Origin of the sequence: Mucilaginibacter rubeus (genome assembly GCF_014643835.1) — a bacterium.
GTDB lineage: Bacteria > Bacteroidota > Bacteroidia > Sphingobacteriales > Sphingobacteriaceae > Mucilaginibacter > Mucilaginibacter rubeus.
Map to the genome: position 1 here is coordinate 531,715 of NZ_BMKD01000001.1, position 17,503 is coordinate 549,217.

At 43.0% G+C, this 17,503-nt stretch carries 10 protein-coding genes; 9 read left to right on the plus strand and 1 reads right to left on the minus strand.

The features are described from left to right. Nucleotides 1-38 precede the first annotated feature (38 nt). A complete protein-coding gene (locus IEX80_RS02205; protein WP_188831795.1) occupies nt 39-1,046 on the plus strand; it encodes a GntR family transcriptional regulator in 1,008 nt (335 codons plus the stop codon). On the opposite strand, the gene IEX80_RS02210 is transcribed toward IEX80_RS02205, so the two are convergent. Further along, on the minus strand, nt 1,041-2,072 hold the full coding sequence (locus IEX80_RS02210) for a GntR family transcriptional regulator (RefSeq protein ID WP_176624309.1): 1,032 nt from the start codon (nt 2,070-2,072) through the stop codon (nt 1,041-1,043). The genes IEX80_RS02205 and IEX80_RS02210 overlap by 6 nt on opposite strands. 251 nt (nt 2,073-2,323) lie before the next feature. On the opposite strand from IEX80_RS02210, the gene IEX80_RS02215 reads away from it, so the two are divergent. The 8 genes from IEX80_RS02215 (at nt 2,324) to IEX80_RS02250 (ending at nt 17,482) form a co-directional block, all read left to right on the plus strand. Continuing rightward, nucleotides 2,324-3,583 carry an oligogalacturonate lyase family protein gene (locus IEX80_RS02215; RefSeq protein WP_188831796.1) on the plus strand — a complete coding sequence of 420 codons (1,260 nt, stop codon included), beginning with the start codon at nt 2,324-2,326 and terminating at the stop codon, nt 3,581-3,583. A 13-nt stretch (nt 3,584-3,596) separates the two neighbouring features. Next, on the plus strand, nt 3,597-6,455 hold the full coding sequence (locus IEX80_RS02220) for a glycosyl hydrolase (RefSeq protein WP_188831797.1): 2,859 nt from the start codon (nt 3,597-3,599) through the stop codon (nt 6,453-6,455). Nucleotides 6,456-6,625: 170 nt separating this feature from the next. Continuing rightward, nucleotides 6,626-9,841, plus strand: a complete 3,216-nt coding sequence (locus IEX80_RS02225; protein WP_188831798.1) for a SusC/RagA family TonB-linked outer membrane protein — start codon at nt 6,626-6,628, stop codon at nt 9,839-9,841. Between the two features lie 19 nt (nt 9,842-9,860). After that, on the plus strand, nt 9,861-11,384 hold the full coding sequence (locus tag IEX80_RS02230) for a RagB/SusD family nutrient uptake outer membrane protein (RefSeq protein WP_188831799.1): 1,524 nt from the start codon (nt 9,861-9,863) through the stop codon (nt 11,382-11,384). Nucleotides 11,385-11,570: 186 nt separating this feature from the next. Next, on the plus strand, nt 11,571-12,980 hold the full coding sequence (locus IEX80_RS02235) for a glycoside hydrolase family 28 protein (protein ID WP_188831800.1): 1,410 nt from the start codon (nt 11,571-11,573) through the stop codon (nt 12,978-12,980). Further along, nucleotides 12,961-15,894 carry an exo-beta-1,4-galactosidase gene (locus IEX80_RS02240; RefSeq protein ID WP_229701487.1) on the plus strand — a complete coding sequence of 978 codons (2,934 nt, stop codon included), beginning with the start codon at nt 12,961-12,963 and terminating at the stop codon, nt 15,892-15,894. Before IEX80_RS02235 ends, IEX80_RS02240 begins: the two co-directional genes overlap by 20 nt. A 1-nt stretch (nt 15,895) precedes the next feature. Then, on the plus strand, nt 15,896-16,663 hold the full coding sequence (locus IEX80_RS02245) for a rhamnogalacturonan acetylesterase (RefSeq protein WP_090525141.1): 768 nt from the start codon (nt 15,896-15,898) through the stop codon (nt 16,661-16,663). A 12-nt stretch (nt 16,664-16,675) separates the two neighbouring features. Then, nucleotides 16,676-17,482 carry a rhamnogalacturonan acetylesterase gene (locus IEX80_RS02250; protein WP_090525143.1) on the plus strand — a complete coding sequence of 269 codons (807 nt, stop codon included), beginning with the start codon at nt 16,676-16,678 and terminating at the stop codon, nt 17,480-17,482. Nucleotides 17,483-17,503 lie beyond the last annotated feature (21 nt).

A 17,503-nucleotide genomic window follows, 5' to 3' on the forward strand; every position in this document is an offset into this window, starting at 1 on the left:
ATGTTTAACAGCCGTTGTAAACCAATTAAACAAGCATAATGCAAACAAAGCAAAGAGCTAATTACGGGGTGAAATCCCTCGTACAGCAAATTGTCGGATCAATCAGTAAGAATATTGACAAAGGTGTTTACCGGAAAAATGAAAAGCTGCTGTCAATAAATACATACAGCAAGCAACACGGTGTAGCAAGAGACACCATTGAAAAGGCTTACACGATACTTAAGAGCAATGGCTATATCCGTTCGGTTTCCGGAAAGGGTTATTTTGTAGTCGGTAAGCCCGATGTGCGGATCAAGGTACTTTTGTTGTTTAATAAGTTAAGCTCTTATAAGAAAACAGTTTATGATACCATCGTACGCACCCTGGGTGATAAAGCCAGGGTCGATCTTCATATTCATCATTATAATCCCGCTTTGCTCGAGGAAAGTATAGATTCAAATTTGGGCAATTACCATTATTATGTGGTAATGCCGCATTTTTTTGATTATAGTAACGAGCATGAATATTTAACCATTTTAAAGAAGATTCCGGTTGATCAGTTGATATTGCTGGATAAAGATTTGCCCAAATTAGGCAGGCAGTCGGCTGTATTCCAGGATTTTCGCAACGATATCTATGGGGCATTAAACGTAGTCACCGACCTGATTGCCAAATACAAAAAATTAATTATCATATATCCCGTAGATCGCCACCATCCGCCCGAAATTAAGGATGGAATAATGCAGTTCTGTGAAGAGAAAAACAAAAAGTTTGAAGTAATAGACGCTTTTAAAACAGACGATCTCAAAAAAGGCTCCCTTTATATTGTATTGACCGAAAATGACCTTGCCGATTTGATTAAAGGTGCCAGAGCAAGTGGATATGAATTAGGGAAGGATATAGGGATCATATCTTTTAATGAAACCGTGTTTAAAGAATTATTGGATATTACTGTTATTACAAGTGATTTTGAAGAAATGGGCAGAAAAACAGCTGAGCTAATGTTGCAAAACAAAGCCGCGGTTATTAAAAACGCCTTCAAAATAATTATCCGGAAATCGCTATAACGAAGCCCTGAGTGTAAGGTAAAAAGGCACCTCGTAACGGCCGGTAGAACCATTTTTAATAATCTCCGCGGTCATTTTTCCCATCTGTTCAAAATCCGTTGATATCGTGGTTAAGCCATTGAGGATGATTTTTTTAAGCGGCGTTTCATTGTATGATATTACGCCAACATCTTTACCTATCTTTAATTCCGTAGCCAGGATCCTTTCAATCAAGACCACAAGGTCGTTTTCCATCAGGTTAATGAATACATCTCCTTCATGTATGGGTTCGCCTTGTATATCATGAACTACCTTGTAAGTAAACGCGTATTGGATACAAAAACTGAAAAAGCCTTTCAAAATCTCGCCCGGAAAATAAGTGTATTCAGGAAATATGATCTTTAGGGTGTGATACTTCCTTAATTGCGGCAGGGCTTCCTCCAGGGCCTGGTAAATGTCTTTTTCAAAATTCTCGTACACGGCAGCAAAATCGCCTTTTATCCCTGGCACTAATTTATCAAGTATGATCAGTTTCTCTTTGGGTAGGGTATTAATAATATCGTGAACGTTTTCGCCGCCGTGCATAAAGTGCGGCAGGATCACATAATGAGTGTAATCGTTGCTATTATTTTGAAGCAGTTTTTTAAAAAATTCGAAGTCGTTATTGTATATATAAAAGTCGATAGCTGCTTCATGCCCAAGGCCATCAATTATGGCATCATAAACCAGCTTTTTATGAGTGCTTAGCTTGTTAAATATTAAAAACACCTTAAACTGTTGCCCGGCTTCAGTGTTTTTAATGTAATACCCCTTACCAGGTACCGAGCCAAGCAAGCCGATTGATTTCAGGTGTTTATAAGCCTTTTCGGCGGTATCACGTGATATTTCAAAGTTGCAGTTTAACTCATTAATGGATGGCAGCGTTTCGTTAATGATTAATTTCCCTTCACGTACACTTTTGATGATTGAGTTGGCTAACTGGATGTATTTAGGGGTAGATGAATAATAATCAATATAGATGTATTCTAAAAAACGTGAAGATTTCATAACTATTGAACTGGCTACTGGCAAAAACTTAAAGTTAATCAAATTAGGTTTGATAAGACTCCCACCTTTGCGTGTGTAAGCAGGGGAAGCTTAATAAGCAGCCAAAATAAATAAAGTGATGAATTTGTTACAATAAGAGAGTCTTTAATCAGGATGGTGCAGGACGCTGTTAGTATAAACATGCTCTAACTTTATTTATTATAAACCTCGGCCCATATAAACCGGCCGGTAACCAGATAAATTATACTATAATGATCAAGCTGCCTTACAAGATCTTGCTGTGTTCTGTTTGCGTTTCGTTGCGGCTCATTTTACCCGTGCAGTTTTTACTTGCCCTTTCACTGGTTGCAGAGGCCCAGGAAGTAATGGAAACAGGAGGTGTCAAACCTATGCCCGCTCAATGGGTCGATAGCGAAACCTGTCATAAAGTAATCCGCCTGGTGAACCGCGAAAGTGACAACGGCAGTTTTTATTTCAACAATACGCCTTTTGTTCCTCAATTGAAGAATGAAGGCGATTTGATGGTGTTTTACGGTAAAACGGATAAGGGGGAACAGCTATTTACGGTTAATTTAAAAACGAAAAAAATAGAACAGCTAACAAACAGGACAAAAGTATCCGGCGAGATGGTTTGTGCCAAAACCCGTGAAGCCTTTTATCAAAGTGCCGACAGCATATTCGCTGTAAATGTTAACACCCACAAAACTAGATTTATCTACGCCTTTGCACCCGATTTTAAAGGCAGGGTCGGTACTGTAAATGCCGACGGAACTTATATGGCCTGTGTTAAGGCTACCGGTGAGCAGGAACGTAAGATCCTTGCAAAATATCCCGAAAAGCATGATTTTTTTAACCGGATCTATGATGCGCATATCCAGCATACCTTGTATGTGCTTGATGTTAAACATAAAACACTGAAACAAATACACCAGGAAAATGAGTGGACAAACCATCTGCTTTTTTCGCCTGCAGATCCTGATAACCTTTCATATTGCCATGAAGGCCCCTGGGAAAAGGTGGACCGGATCTGGAACATCAATATAAAAACCGGCGAAAACAAGCTGTTGCACAAGCGCACCATGGTCAATGAAATAGCCGGTCATGAGTTTTTTTCACCGTTGGGCAATACTGAGTGGTTTGATTTGCAGAAACCTAAAGGGCAAACTTTTTTTTTGGCAGGTATCAACATGAAAACAGGAAAAGAAGACCGTGTTTATCAAATGGACAGGAACGAATGGTCTATCCATTTTAATGTAACTAAAGATGAGCAAACCTTTACCGGCGACGGAGGTAATTCCGGGCAGGTAGCCAAAGCACCCGATGGCATGTGGATCTATTTGTTTAAGCCTAACGGCGATCATTTTAAATCAGAAAAACTGGTAAATATGAAACATCATAATTACCATTTGGAGCCTAATGTGCATTTTTCGCCTGATGAAAAATGGGTTATCTTCAGGGCCAATTTTGAAGGTCATGAGGGCGTTTACGCTGTAGAAATTGCCAAACACTAATACCCCAAACAGGATGTCATTGATCAAAAATAAGTTAAAAATAGCTGTTGCATTCGCACTGGCAATAGGTTCGCAAACAGCGTCTGCACAAATCGGCTGGCCTGCAACTACCGAACAAACCAAGCCCTGGGCCCGTTGGTGGTGGGAAGGGAGCGCGGTAAATAAAAAAGACCTTACCTGGAACATGGAGAGCTACCATAAAGCCGGGTTGGGTGGTTTGGAAATAACGCCGATTTATGGTGTAAAAGGGCGGGAAAATGAATTTATACAATACCTGTCGCCCCAATGGGTGGATATGTTGAAGTATACGCTGACAGAGGCAAAACGGCTGAATATGGGCATTGATTTGGCTAATGCTACCGGCTGGCCTTTCGGCGGCCCCTGGGTTAATAACGAAGATGCCAGTAAAGAACTGTTCTGGAAAAATTACGATGTTAAAGGTGGCGAAAAACTAAGCGACGTCGTGGTATTTGTGCAGCAACCCTTAGTGAGGGCGGACGGCCAGGCTCTGAAGATCACCGACCTTGTTGAACCCATCAGCAGTAATAAAAATTTGCAGTTGATGGCCCTTGACCAGGTACGGTTTGAAAAGCGGATCCCTTTAACGGTTTTAATGGCTTATGATGGCAAGGGGCAGGTATTGAACCTTACCGATAACGTTGATGCAGCCGGCAAACTTAACTGGACAGCACCCGCCGGCGAATGGAAACTTTATGCCCTTTTTCAGGGTTGGCATGGTAAAATGGTTGAACGTGCGGCTCCCGGAGGTGAGGGTTATGTTATCGATCATTTTTCCAAGCCTGCACTTGATAATTACCTTGCCCGGTTTGATCAGGCATTTAAAGGTCAGGATTTAAGCGGGATCAGGGCATATTTTAATGACTCGTACGAAGTGGATGATGCCCGCGGGCAATCGAACTTTACCCCGCTGTTTTTTGACGAATTTATTAAACGCCGCGGGTACGATCTGCGCGATCACTTGCCTGCTCTGTTTGGTAATGATAGCAAAGAAAACAATAGCCGTATCCTGTGTGATTACCGGGAAACTATATCCGACCTGTTGCTTGATGATTTTACCAAACCATGGCATGGCTGGGCTAAAACCAGGGGCGCTTTAATCCGCAATCAATCACACGGTTCCCCATCAAATATACTGGATCTGTATGCTGCTATTGATATTCCCGAAACAGAGGGCGATGATGTGCTGCGGTTTAAATTTGCCACATCGGCAGCACATGTAATGGGGAAGCCCCTTGCATCGTCCGAGTCGGCGACATGGCTTAATGATCATTTTCTATCGTCGTTAGGAGATGTTAAACAGGCTATTGATAAATATTTTGTAGGAGGCGTAAACCATATTTTCTATCACGGAATCAGTTACTCGCCTCAAAATGCCCAATGGCCGGGGTGGTTATTTTATGCCGCGGTACATTTTAATCAAACCAATCCGTTCTGGAATGATTTTTCAACATTAAATAAATACATAACTAATTGTCAGTCGTTTTTGCAGCAAGGAAAGCCCAATAATGATATATTGGTTTATTACCCGTTATTTGATAGCTTTTCCGAGCCGGGGGATAGGGGCCTGCTTAAGCATTATGATGCCATGAAACCCGATTTTAAGGGGACAGACTTTGAATCCTCTGCCGAAGAAATGCTTAAACAAGGCTACACGTTTGATTTTATATCAGATAAGCAAATAATGGATTTACAAACCTCCGGTGGTCATTTGCTTACCGGCGGTCTTAATTATAAGACTATCCTTTTGCCTGATAATAAATATATCCCGTTCGAAACCTTTAATAAAATGGTGGATTTGGCAAAGGCCGGGGCAACAATTGTGGTGTATAAAAATCTTCCATCGGGTGTTCCGGGATATTCCGGGTTGCAGGAACGAGAAAAAGCATTTAAAACAGTGCTTGCCGGGCTTAATTTTACTGCTGAAAATAATGGTGTTAAAATTGCCAAAGTTGGCAAAGGCAGTTTTTTAATAGCAGATGATATTGCTCCGTTGCTGGACGCGGCGGGAATAAACAGGGAAAAAATGACCGATAAGGGGCTGCAATTTGTACGCCGTACTTATGAAAATGGGAACAGCTACTTTATAACAAATAGCGGCGGTAACCAGGTTAATGGTTGGGTTGATCTATCTGTTAATGCTGCATCAGTAGTAGTATTTGATCCGATGACAAAAAGTTACGGATTGGCTAAAAGCCGCAAGCAGGCTGATGGTAAAACCAGCGTATACCTGCAAATATCGCCCGGACAAAGCTGTATTTTACAAACCCTGCCTGTAAAAACTCAAATAGCAGCGTATCCTTATTATCAGGTTGTAGGTAATAAAGTGCCTGTTAACGGTACGTGGACACTGAGCTTTACCGAAGGTGGCCCAACATTACCTCAGCCAATAAAAACCGCAGCGCTCAAATCATGGACAGATTTAGGTGGTGATGACCTTAAAGCTTTTTCCGGAACAGGCACTTATAATATCACCTTTAAAAAGCCGGTACAAAATGCCGCTGTTTGGAAGCTTGATTTGGGAAAAGTAAATGAAAGTGCCGAGGTGTATCTAAACGGTAAAAAGCTGGCGACACTTCTCGGCCCTCAGTATATAATCATCATACCTTCAGCACAGTTAAGGACGGTTAATCAGTTGCAAATAAAGGTAGCCAACCTCATGGTTAACCGGATAATTGATATGGATAAGAAGCATATACCTTACCGTGTATTTTATAATACCAATTTTCAATCCCATAGCCCCGGCTCTAAAGGGCCTGACGGGCTTTTTACGGCTATAAACTGGGAACCGAAGCCTTCCGGTTTGATTGGTCCGGTAACACTTGAGCCGGTTAAGCCGCTGTTTGTTAAGTAATCATTTAAGGGTTTATTTCAAAAAGGTGGTCATGTTGGCCGCCTTTTTTTGTGTTTTTAATGTATCGGAGCAGGATACTACAGGATGGTATTATTGAAATTAACTTTTATGTTCGTTTATACAATTATAACCCAAACTGTACCAAACAGTAAACCCCTTAATTTGATTTTATGAAAAGAATTTTTATTCATTCTTGTAAAATGCTATTGCTATTACTGCTCTTTTGTGTGGCAGGAGCAAACAGTGCATTGGCACAAAGGCTTAGCATTACGGGTACTATTACAGATAGTAAGCACCAACCGGTTTCGGCTGCTTCCGTGCAAATAAAAGGCACGAAATCGGGTACTACGTCCGATATAGACGGAAAATACGCCATTAAGGCCTCAACAGGAGAGGTATTAATATTTAAATCAATCGGTTTTGATGCTAAAGAAGTTACCGTAGGCACGAACAATACCATCAATGTTAGTTTAACGGAAACCGAATCGCAACTGAACGAAGTGGTAGTTATCGGTTACGGTGCACAAAAGCGGGCTAATGTTACCGGCTCTCAGGCTACCTTCAAGGCCGATAACCTGAACGAACGCGCTATAACCCGTGTTGACCAGGCCTTGGTAGGCCAAATGGCAGGTGTAACTGTTAAGCAAACAACGGGTGTGCCGGGTAAAGCATTTAGTGTTAACGTGCGCGGCAGCGGCTCCATAAGTGCCGGTAATGAGCCTTTGTATGTAATAGATGGCTTTCCTTTGTCTGTATCGGCAATAGGCAGCGGTGGTAGCTTTGGCTCAGGAAATCCGCTCGATAATATCAACCCAAATGATATTGAAGATATCCAGGTTTTAAAGGATGCAGCTGCCGCGGCTATCTATGGTTCAAGGGCATCAAATGGTGTTGTTTTGATCACCACAAAAAAAGGAAAATCGGGCAAGGCTAAAATTAGCTATAGTGCTTACTATGGTTACAATGCTGCAGCCAAATATTTGCCCATGCTTAACGGCGATCAATGGATTGACAGGGCTACCGAAATGATCAATGCCGCCTATGTACTCAAATATGGCGCAAAGGGTGCAACTGCCAGTGATGATAATGCAACACGCCAGGCGATGAATGGCGGTGCCTTTAGCTCAGCCTATATGCTCGATCCGAGATGGGCTATGCCGGGCCATCCCGGGCTGCAGTATATAGACTGGCAGAAAGCGATTGAGCAGAAAGGAGCTATGCAAAACCAGGCATTAAGCGCAAGCGGTGGCAATGAATTTGTAAATTATTTTATTTCGGGCAACTACGCCAACCAGGATGGTTTTGTGAAAGGCCTGGGTTATAAAGCCTACTCGGCCAGGGCCAATGTGGAAGCTCGTATTGCCAAAAACCTTAAATTAGGTTTAAACATTGCACCCACTTATTCAATTTCGCAGGACCCTGGTGTAGAAGGGAAAGACAATATTTTTCACCAGGCCATAAGCTATAGCCCTATTCAGGAAGATACGGTAGGTTTATATCCCAACGCGTTTAAGAACGGACAATATACCTGGGGCAACTCGGCAAACAGCCCTATCGCTAAATTGGAGAACAAGGTAGGACAAACCAAAAAATACCGCACATTAGGTAGCATATTTGCCGAATACGAAATTTTAAAGGGGTTGACGTTAAGAAGCTCATTGAATCTTGATAATGTTGACAATGCCACTAATAGCTACACACCGTATATCATAGCCGGTAATCTTGCTGCCAGAACATTTGATGCTGCTAAAAATCCTAATTTAACAGCTAATACTTCAGGATCATACAGCACCTTTAAAAGGCAAACCTTTGTTAATGAAAACACGCTTACCTATAATACTACAATTCACGCAAATCATAGCTTGAGTATATTGTTAGGTCAGTCTTACAATACAGATCGTTTAGATCAGTCTTCATTATCATCAGTTGGCGGTTATACCAGCAGCGTTATCCAAACTTTAAATGCTGCCGCAGCGGTAACAGGCAGTACCTCCAGCACCAAAAGTGTGTTGGTATCCTACTTTAGCCGCGCGCAATATGCATATAAGAACAAGTATCTTTTATCCGCAAGCTTGCGTGAAGACGGTTCCTCAAGGTTTGGCGGCAATACCAAATACGGTATTTTCCCCTCAGCATCTGTAGGCTGGCGTATCATACAGGAAGATTTTATGAAAAGACTATCTGCGGTAAGCGACTTGAAACTACGCTTTAGTTATGGCGTAAATGGTAATAACAGCATTGCCGATTACGGAAGTATTTCGCAAATAGGTTCATATGGATATGTTTTGGGTTCACCTCAGGCTTTAGCCATCGGGCAGGCACCAAGTAACTTACCAAACCCAGATATCAAATGGGAAAAATCACAAACTTATGATGTGGGCCTCGACTTCGGTTTGTTCAGCAACCGTTTAACCGGTTCATTTGACTACTATAACAAACTAAACACCGACTTATTGCTGAATGTGCCCATCCTGCAATCTACCGGTTTCAGCAGCCAGCTGCGCAATGCAGGTTCAGTGCGTAACATTGGTCAGGAGCTGGAATTGACAAGTCGTAATTTGGTTGGCAAAGTTCAATGGAGTACATCAATTAATATCAGTCATTACAAAAATAAAATCGTAAGTCTTTACGGTAACCAGAAACAAATTATTATTCCAAACTCCTTTGATGTATCTGACGCTATTTTGCGCGTAGGCCAGCCAATAAACAGTATCTATGTAGTAAGGCAGATCGGTTTCCTTACACAGGCCGATCTTGATAACCATGTGGCAACCTACGGCACCGGCGAAACCGTTGGTGATCCGAAATACCAGGACCTGAACGGCGATGGCGTAATAACCGAAGCTGATAAACAAATTGTTGGCCATCCCAACCCCAATTATACCTGGGGTATTACCAATACTGTACGCTGGAAAGGTTTCGATCTCACTGTTTTAGTACAGGGTCAAAATGGAGGATCTGTTTATTCCTTATTGGGTAGGGCCATAACCCGTACCGGCCAGGGCTTTACTGATAATGCTCCTGCATTTTATGATAATCGCTGGAGATCTCCTGAAAACCAGGGTGCCGGCCGCGTTAGCAAAGCCTATTCTACATTTGGTTTCGTAGCCAATACCGATTGGTTGTATTCTTCAGATTATGTGAGGGTTAGAAATATCACATTAGGGTACGATCTTAAAAATATCTTTAAAACCAAAGTTTTAGGAGCAGCTCGCTTGTATGTTACGGCCGAAAACTTCTTCGGGCATGACAAATATTATGGAGGTTTCAACCCGGAGGCGCAAAACACAGCCATCAGTTCGGACAGTAACTATCCCGAAGCAGGTGATTACGGAGGCTTGCCGCTGGCTAAATCATTGATCTTTGGGTTAAATGTTACTTTTTAATTATTTCAACATTATCAAAATGAAAAAGATATTTTTTCTATCAACCATAACAGCTGCATTTTTAATGGCCTCCTGTAATAAGGATTTAAACCAGGTGCCTATATCCGCTTCAACAACAGCAACTTTTTACAAATCGCCAAGCGATTTTTTACAGGCTACCAATGCCATTTATGCCGATCTGCACAATTACCCGGTGCGGTTAGCTAATATGTCTGAAATCCGTTCGGATAATATTTATGGTGTTTCTGTCACCGTGCGTGACTGGGACCCTGTGAATGATTTTTCGCCATCATTAGCAGCAAACGCTTACGTTACCGAAGCCTGGGGTACCGACTTTAACGGTATTTTCAGGGCTAATACCCTGCTTGACCAGGTTGCCAAAAATGGCAGCTACATAGGTTCGGCTTCGTTAGCTACAAGGCTGCAGGCCGAAGCCAAATTTCTGCGTGCATTTTATTACTTCGATCTGCTTAGGTATTTTGGTAAGCTTCCAATCATTGACCACCCGGTTACTGCGCCTGAAGCTAATTCAATCGGCCGCAGTTCTGTAGCTGATGTTTACAAACTGATTATAGCCGATCTGCAATCGGCCGTAGCTAACTTACCCACCACATATACCGGGGTAGACGTAGGTCGTGCCACCAAATATGCTGCAGAAGCTTTGCTGGCACAGGTGTATATGGCTAAATCGGCACCGAATTACGGTATTGAGGGGCCTGGAACGGGATCAAACGAATGGAATCTGGCTTTGCCCTTACTGCAGGATATTATCAGCAGCGGTAAGTTTGCTTTTGAACCTACTTATAGCAATATATTTTCATATACCAATCAAAGTCCAGCGGTTAATAAAGAGGCCATTTTTGATGTGATGTATACCAGTGGCATAAGCGGTACGAGTGATCTTTACGGAGCGTCGTTCCCATGGACACTTGCTCCAAATGCTTACTTTTTATCTATTAAGGATACAAAATCAAACGGAAGCCTGGAAATCATCCCGGTATCAAATGATCTGGCCAACAGTTATGACGCTGCCGACGTGCGTAAGGCATTTACGATATATACCGCGGGTTACACCAATGCTGGCAGTACAGAAAATCGCCCGTTCTTTAAAAAATGGCTTGATATAACTAAAATCCCAACCGCAAGCCGGTTTGACTGGGGAATTAACTTTATTGCCATCAGGTATACCGATGTTTTAATGCTTAAAGCCGAATGTATTTTGAATGGCGCAACCGGCGGATCCCAGGCTGATGTTGACGCTATTGTCAACCAGGTACGTACAAGGGCCGGCTTACCGCCGGTAACAGGTGTAACGCTGGCACAGTTGTTTGATGAGCGCCGCAGGGAGTTTGCCGATGAAGGTTCGCGCTGGTTCGATCTGCAAAGAAGTGGTAACCTCTTAACTATTATGAATAGCTGGATTGCCAAAGAAGATGCTCAGAAAGCGATAAAGCCGGTTATTGCTAATTATGTTATTTACCCTGTACCACAAACACAATTGGATGCGGCACCGGGCTTATATTCACAAAATCCGGGGTATTGATTTCGGTGAATGAATTATCCTGATCATCATAAAAATGGTTTATCCTTCGGGTTTTCGGAGGGTAAACCATTTAATGTTAATCATATAATGATGGATAGTCATTAGTCGAAAGTCTTAAGTTCTAAGTCAAAAAAAATGAGCTTAACTTTTTACTTAAGGCTTAGTACTGTTAACTTAACACTGCCTATGAAATTATTACGCTATTCTTTTCTTCTGATAGTTATTACCGCAAATGCCGTAAACGGGCAAACTAAGCTTGACTGGGCAAAAAAGGTTGGGGCCAGGCACGCGCCGCAAAAAACAATGGTGTGGTATGTAAATGATAATGGCGCGGTCAATGATGGAGTCACTTTAAACACAGTCGCCATACAAAAAACTATTGATCAATGCGCTGGTAAGGGCGGAGGCATAGTCTCATTTAAACCCGGTAAATATTTAACAGGTTCCATTTTTTTAAAGAATAATGTTTGCCTGAATATTGATGAGGGAGTAACGTTGTTGGGTAGCCAGGATCTGAAAGATTATCCCGAAATTGATACCCGCGTTGCCGGTATTGAAATGAAATGGCCTGCCGCTTTGATCAACATAGCCGGGCAAGCCAATGTGGCAATTACCGGGAAAGGACTGGTAAACGCACAGGGTAAACCATTTTGGGATCTCTACCGGAAAATGCGGGCTGAATATGACCCTAAAGGTTTGCGCTGGATAGTTGATTATGACGCCAAACGCCCGCGTACATTATTGGTTTCTAATTCGGCAGATGTTACCATTAAAAACATTACGCTGCAACAGGCGGGGTTCTGGACTGTGCAATTGCTTTATTCAGATCATGTTACTGTTGATGGCATCACCATCCGCAATAACGTTGATGGGCATGGGCCATCGACAGATGGGATAGACATAGATTCGTCCAGCTGGATCCTGGTGCAAAACTGCGATATTGACTGTAACGACGATGATTTTTGCCTTAAAGCCGGCAGGGATTGGGATGGGCTGAGGGTAAATAAACCAACCGAATATGTGGTGATCCGCAAATGTGTATCAAGGGCGGGGGCAGGGTTGCTTACCTGCGGCAGTGAAACATCGGGGGGGATCAGGCATGTGCTTGCCACCGATCTGATAGGTAACGGAACCAGTAATGGGTTAAATATTAAGTCGGCCATTACCCGGGGTGGTACGGTTGAGGACATCCACTTTACCAATATAACCATGAATGGCGTAGGCACGGCTTTTCAAATTACAATGAATTGGAACCCAACCTATAGTTATTCTAAACTGCCCGATGGTTACAATGAAGCAACGCTGCCCGACCATTGGAAAAAGATCCTGCATAAAGTGGAACCTGCCGAAAAAGGGATCCCGCATTTCAAAGATGTTTTTATTTCAAATATTAAAGTAACAGGTGCTAAAAAGGCCATTAACGCTATAGGTCTTAAAGAGTCTACGATGCAAAATTTCCATTTTGATGGGGTTAACATTGAGTCAGGCACGGCGGGCGATGTTCAGTTTGCAGAAGGATGGGAGTGGAAAAACTCACAGATCAATACTCAGGATAATACTAAACTTAATTTAACTGATGCCGGAGCTGGTCAATAATAAATACAAGCTTTTAAAGCGAATCCTTATTTGCGTGGGTACGGGTTTGGGAATGCTTTTTTGTGCATGGTCAGTCCCTCCAGCACAGAAAAATGGCAATGTTATTTCGCTGACAGGTCGTTGGCAGTTTCAGATGGATCGCGCTGATAAGGGGATTGAAGAGAAATGGTTCTTAAAACCGCTGGCGGATACTATTCACTTGCCGGGTTCCATGGCCCAAAACCTAAAAGGTGATGATATCAGCCTTAAAACAAAATGGACAGGCAGCATCTACGATAGTTCGTGGTTTTATAACCCACGTTTGGCAAAGTACCGGGTGCCTGGCAACCTCAAAATACCTTTCTGGCTTACACCGCCGAAACATTACACGGGAGCGGCATGGTATAAAAAAGAAGTAATTATTCCTGCGGATTGGAAAAATAAACATCTTGTGCTTTTCCTGGAAAGGGCACATACTGAAACCAGGTTATGGATTGATGGTGCTGAAATTGGGATGCAGAACAGCCTGGTGGCACCGCATCAATATGATCTTGGAGATCAGTTATCGCCCGGAAAACATGAAATAACATTATGCATTGATAACCGTGTTAAGGCGATCAATGTAGGGCCCGATTCTCATAGTATCACGGACCATACGCAGGGCAACTGGAATGGGGTGATCGGCAATATGGAGTTGCGAGCCGGAAGCCAGACCTGGATGGATGAGATCCAGGTTTACCCCGACCTGAAACAAAAAACAGCTCATATTAAAGTGCGGATAAAAACTGAACGCGGAGCTGTTAACGGTAAAATCACACTTTCGGCCAAAGCATTTAATAGCCCGGTTTCGCAACTTATACCCACTGTAAGCAAGCTGGTTAATATCAAAGATAGCATCGCAGAGTTAACGATTGACTTGCCGATGGGCGTAAAAATGCAGACATGGGATGAATTTAATCCGGTTTTATACCGGCTTACAGCAATGCTGCATATTGCGGATGGATCAACAGATACCAGAGAGGTTAATTTTGGCATGCACGAGTTTAAAGCCGATGGTAAAACATTTACCATAAATGGCAAACCCGTTTTTCTGCGTGGTACGGTGAATAACTGTGAGTTCCCGCTTACCGGTTATCCGCCTACTACCGAAGCAGAATGGGACCGGATCTTTAAGATTTGCAGGGAACACGGGCTTAACCACATGCGGTTTCACTCCTGGTGCCCGCCTGAGGCTGCTTTCGATGCAGCTGATAAAGCCGGCTTCTACTTGCATGTGGAAGGGCCGTCATGGGCAAACCATGGCAGTGGCTTAGGTTTGGGCCGACCGATTGACCAATATATTTATGACGAAACAAACCGCATGGTTAAATGGTACGGTAACCATCCATCATTTTGCATGATGGCTTATGGTAATGAGCCAAGCGGTAAACAAGTAGAATACCTTACCAAATTTGTTGATTACTGGAAAGCCAAAGATCCGCGCAGGCTTTACACAGGGGCGGCGGTAGGCAGCAGCTGGCCGGTGATCCCTAATAACGAATACATGGCCCGTGCCGGTGCGCGCGGCCTGGCCTGGAACCAGCGGCCCGAAAGTTATTCGGATTATAGCAAACAGATAGCCCAGTTTAATGTGCCCTTTGTAGCTCACGAAATGGGCCAGTATTGCGCCTTCCCCGATTTTAAAGAAATCAAAAAGTATACGGGAATCTATAAAGCCAAAAACTTTGAACTTTTTCAGGAAGACCTTAAAGATCATGGCATGGCCGATGAGGCCGAGAAGTTCCTGATGGCTTCGGGAAAATTACAGGCTTTATGCTACAAACATGAAATTGAAAAAGCCATGCGTACGCCCGGATATTCGGGATTTCAGTTGCTTTCGTTAAATGACTATCCGGGTCAGGGTACTGCCTTAGTTGGAGTGCTTAATGCCTTTTGGGATAGTAAGGGATACATCACAGCAAAGCAGTTTGCCCGGTTTTGCAATTCCACCGTACCACTTATCTGTACGGAAAAGTTTGTTTATCAAAACAGTGAAACGCTAAAGGCGCAGGTTGAGCTGTTTAACTATAGCAAGCCTATGGCAACTACGCTTAACTGGAAATTAACCGATGCTCAGCATAAAGTGATCAGCGAGGGTGTGCTGGATAAAAAAAGCTATGTAATGGGGAACTGTCAGCAGGCAGGAGTGATCAATGTCGCTTTATCAAAAATAAAATCGCCGGTAAAACTGAACCTTGAAGTAGCCGTGCCTAACACTCAATATGTAAACGACTGGGATTTTTGGGTGTATCCCGCAAACTTGCCTGCTGTGAAAACCGATGTGTATTATACTACTTCGCTGGATGATAAGGCCAAAGAGGTACTCAATAATGGCGGCAAAGTATTTCTGAATGCCTCGGGTAAGGTAATAAAGGGCAAGGAAATTATACAATCATTTACTCCTGTTTTCTGGAATACCTCCTGGTTTAAAATGCGCCCTCCGCATACGCTGGGTTTTGTGTGCGATCCCAAACATCCTGCATTTAATGATTTCCCTACATCTGGGTACAGTGAAATACAGTGGTGGGATATCCTCTCGAATGCGCAGGTCATGCACCTGGAAGATTTCCCGGCAACATTTCGCCCTATTGTTCAGCCTATTGATACCTGGTTTATGAACCGCCGTTTAGCGTTGCTCTTTGAAGCAAGGATAGGTAAGGGCAGCCTGATGGTAAGCAGTGCCGATCTTTCGCCGGCAACCGGCGACGACAGACCGGCGGCAAAGCAATTATATTACAGCATTTTAAAATATATGTCGTCACCGCAGTTTAAACCTGCTGACAGCATTTCGATGGAAACTGTTGATGATCTTTTCAAAACGGCTTCAAAAGAGGTGTTCATATCCTATACCAATGGCGCACCCGATGAACTGAAGCCTAAAAACATAAAAAAATAGTATGAAAGTATTGAAACCGGTTTTAGCTTTATTAATAATAGCCTTTGTGGGCCTGGCTTTTATCAATCAGCAAAAGCCAACCATTTATTTAATTGGCGATTCCACTACGCATAACAACGATAAAGAAACATGGGGCTGGGGGAGCATTATCCCATACTATTTCGATCTGTCGAAGATCAATATTGAAAACCATGCCATGGCCGGTCGCAGTACACGCACTTTTATCAAAGAAGGCCGGTGGAACAAGGTTGATTCGCTTTTAAAGCCGGGCGATTATGTGATGATGGTATTCGGCCATAATGAAGGCAGTAAACCCGATACTACCAAAGCCGGGTATCGTGGGGTATTAAAAGGCACCGGTAATGAAACTGTAGAGCTTACCTGGCCTAACGGTACTAAAGAAACTGTACATACCTATGGTTGGTATTTTCACAAATTTATAAGGGATACCAAAGCTAAAGGTGCAACGCCTATTGTACTATCCATGATCCCCCGGAATGAGTTTCGTGATGGCAAAGTTATTCGTGCCGATAACGATTATGGTAAATGGGCACAGGAAGTGGCACAGCAGGAAAGTGTCATCTTCATTGATATGAACCGTATCACAGCCGATAAATATGATCAATGGGGAGCCGATTCGGTTAAGAAATTTTTCCCCGGAGATCATACCCACACTAACAAGATGGGCGCTACTGTAAATGCTGAATCGGTAGTTGATGGCATTAAAGCCAACCCTGCAAACCCTCTGAATAAATATCTTAAAAACTAAATTTTAGCTGCTATGAAAAATAGGTTGCGTACAAATGCCGGCTTAAGCTTACTGCTTGTCCTGGTTATGCTGTTATCTTCTTTTATGCTGATGAAACCGGTTGATAAGCCAACCTTTTACCTGATAGGCGATTCGACCGTAAAAAATGGTAAGGGCAAAGGCGATGGTGGTTTATGGGGATGGGGAAATTACATAGCCCCTTATTTTGATACAACAAAAATATCGGTCGAAAATGACGCACTTGGCGGCACCAGCAGCCGCACCTTCCAAACTATGGGCTTGTGGGATAAGGTACTGGTTAAAATCAAACCCGGCGATTTTGTGATTATGCAGTTTGGCCACAATGACGCCGGTGCGCTGGATGATACAGCCCGGGCCCGCGGAACTATCAAAGGTATTGGCGACGAACAACAGGAAATATATAACCCGATAAGGAAAGTAAAAGAGGTGGTACATACCTATGGCTGGTACATGCGCAAATTTATTGCGGATATTAAAGCGAAGGGGGCAACACCTATCATCTGTTCGCCAATACCTCGTAATGTCTGGAAAGATGGCAAATCTGCAGGCCGCAATAATGAAAACAGCTATGGGCAATGGGCACGTGAGTTGGGCGAACAAACCGGGACTTTTTTTATCGACCTAAACAAACTAATTGCCGATGATTATGACCATGAAGGCGAAGCGAAAGTTAAATCAACCTATTTCGGCACTGATGGCACGCATACGCTTGAGCCGGGTGCGCAGCTAAATGCCAGCATGGTTATTCAGGGCATTCGTTCATTCAATCAGTTGGCGCTCAATAAATATCTAAAGTAATAGGTTCCGTAAATAATTGTG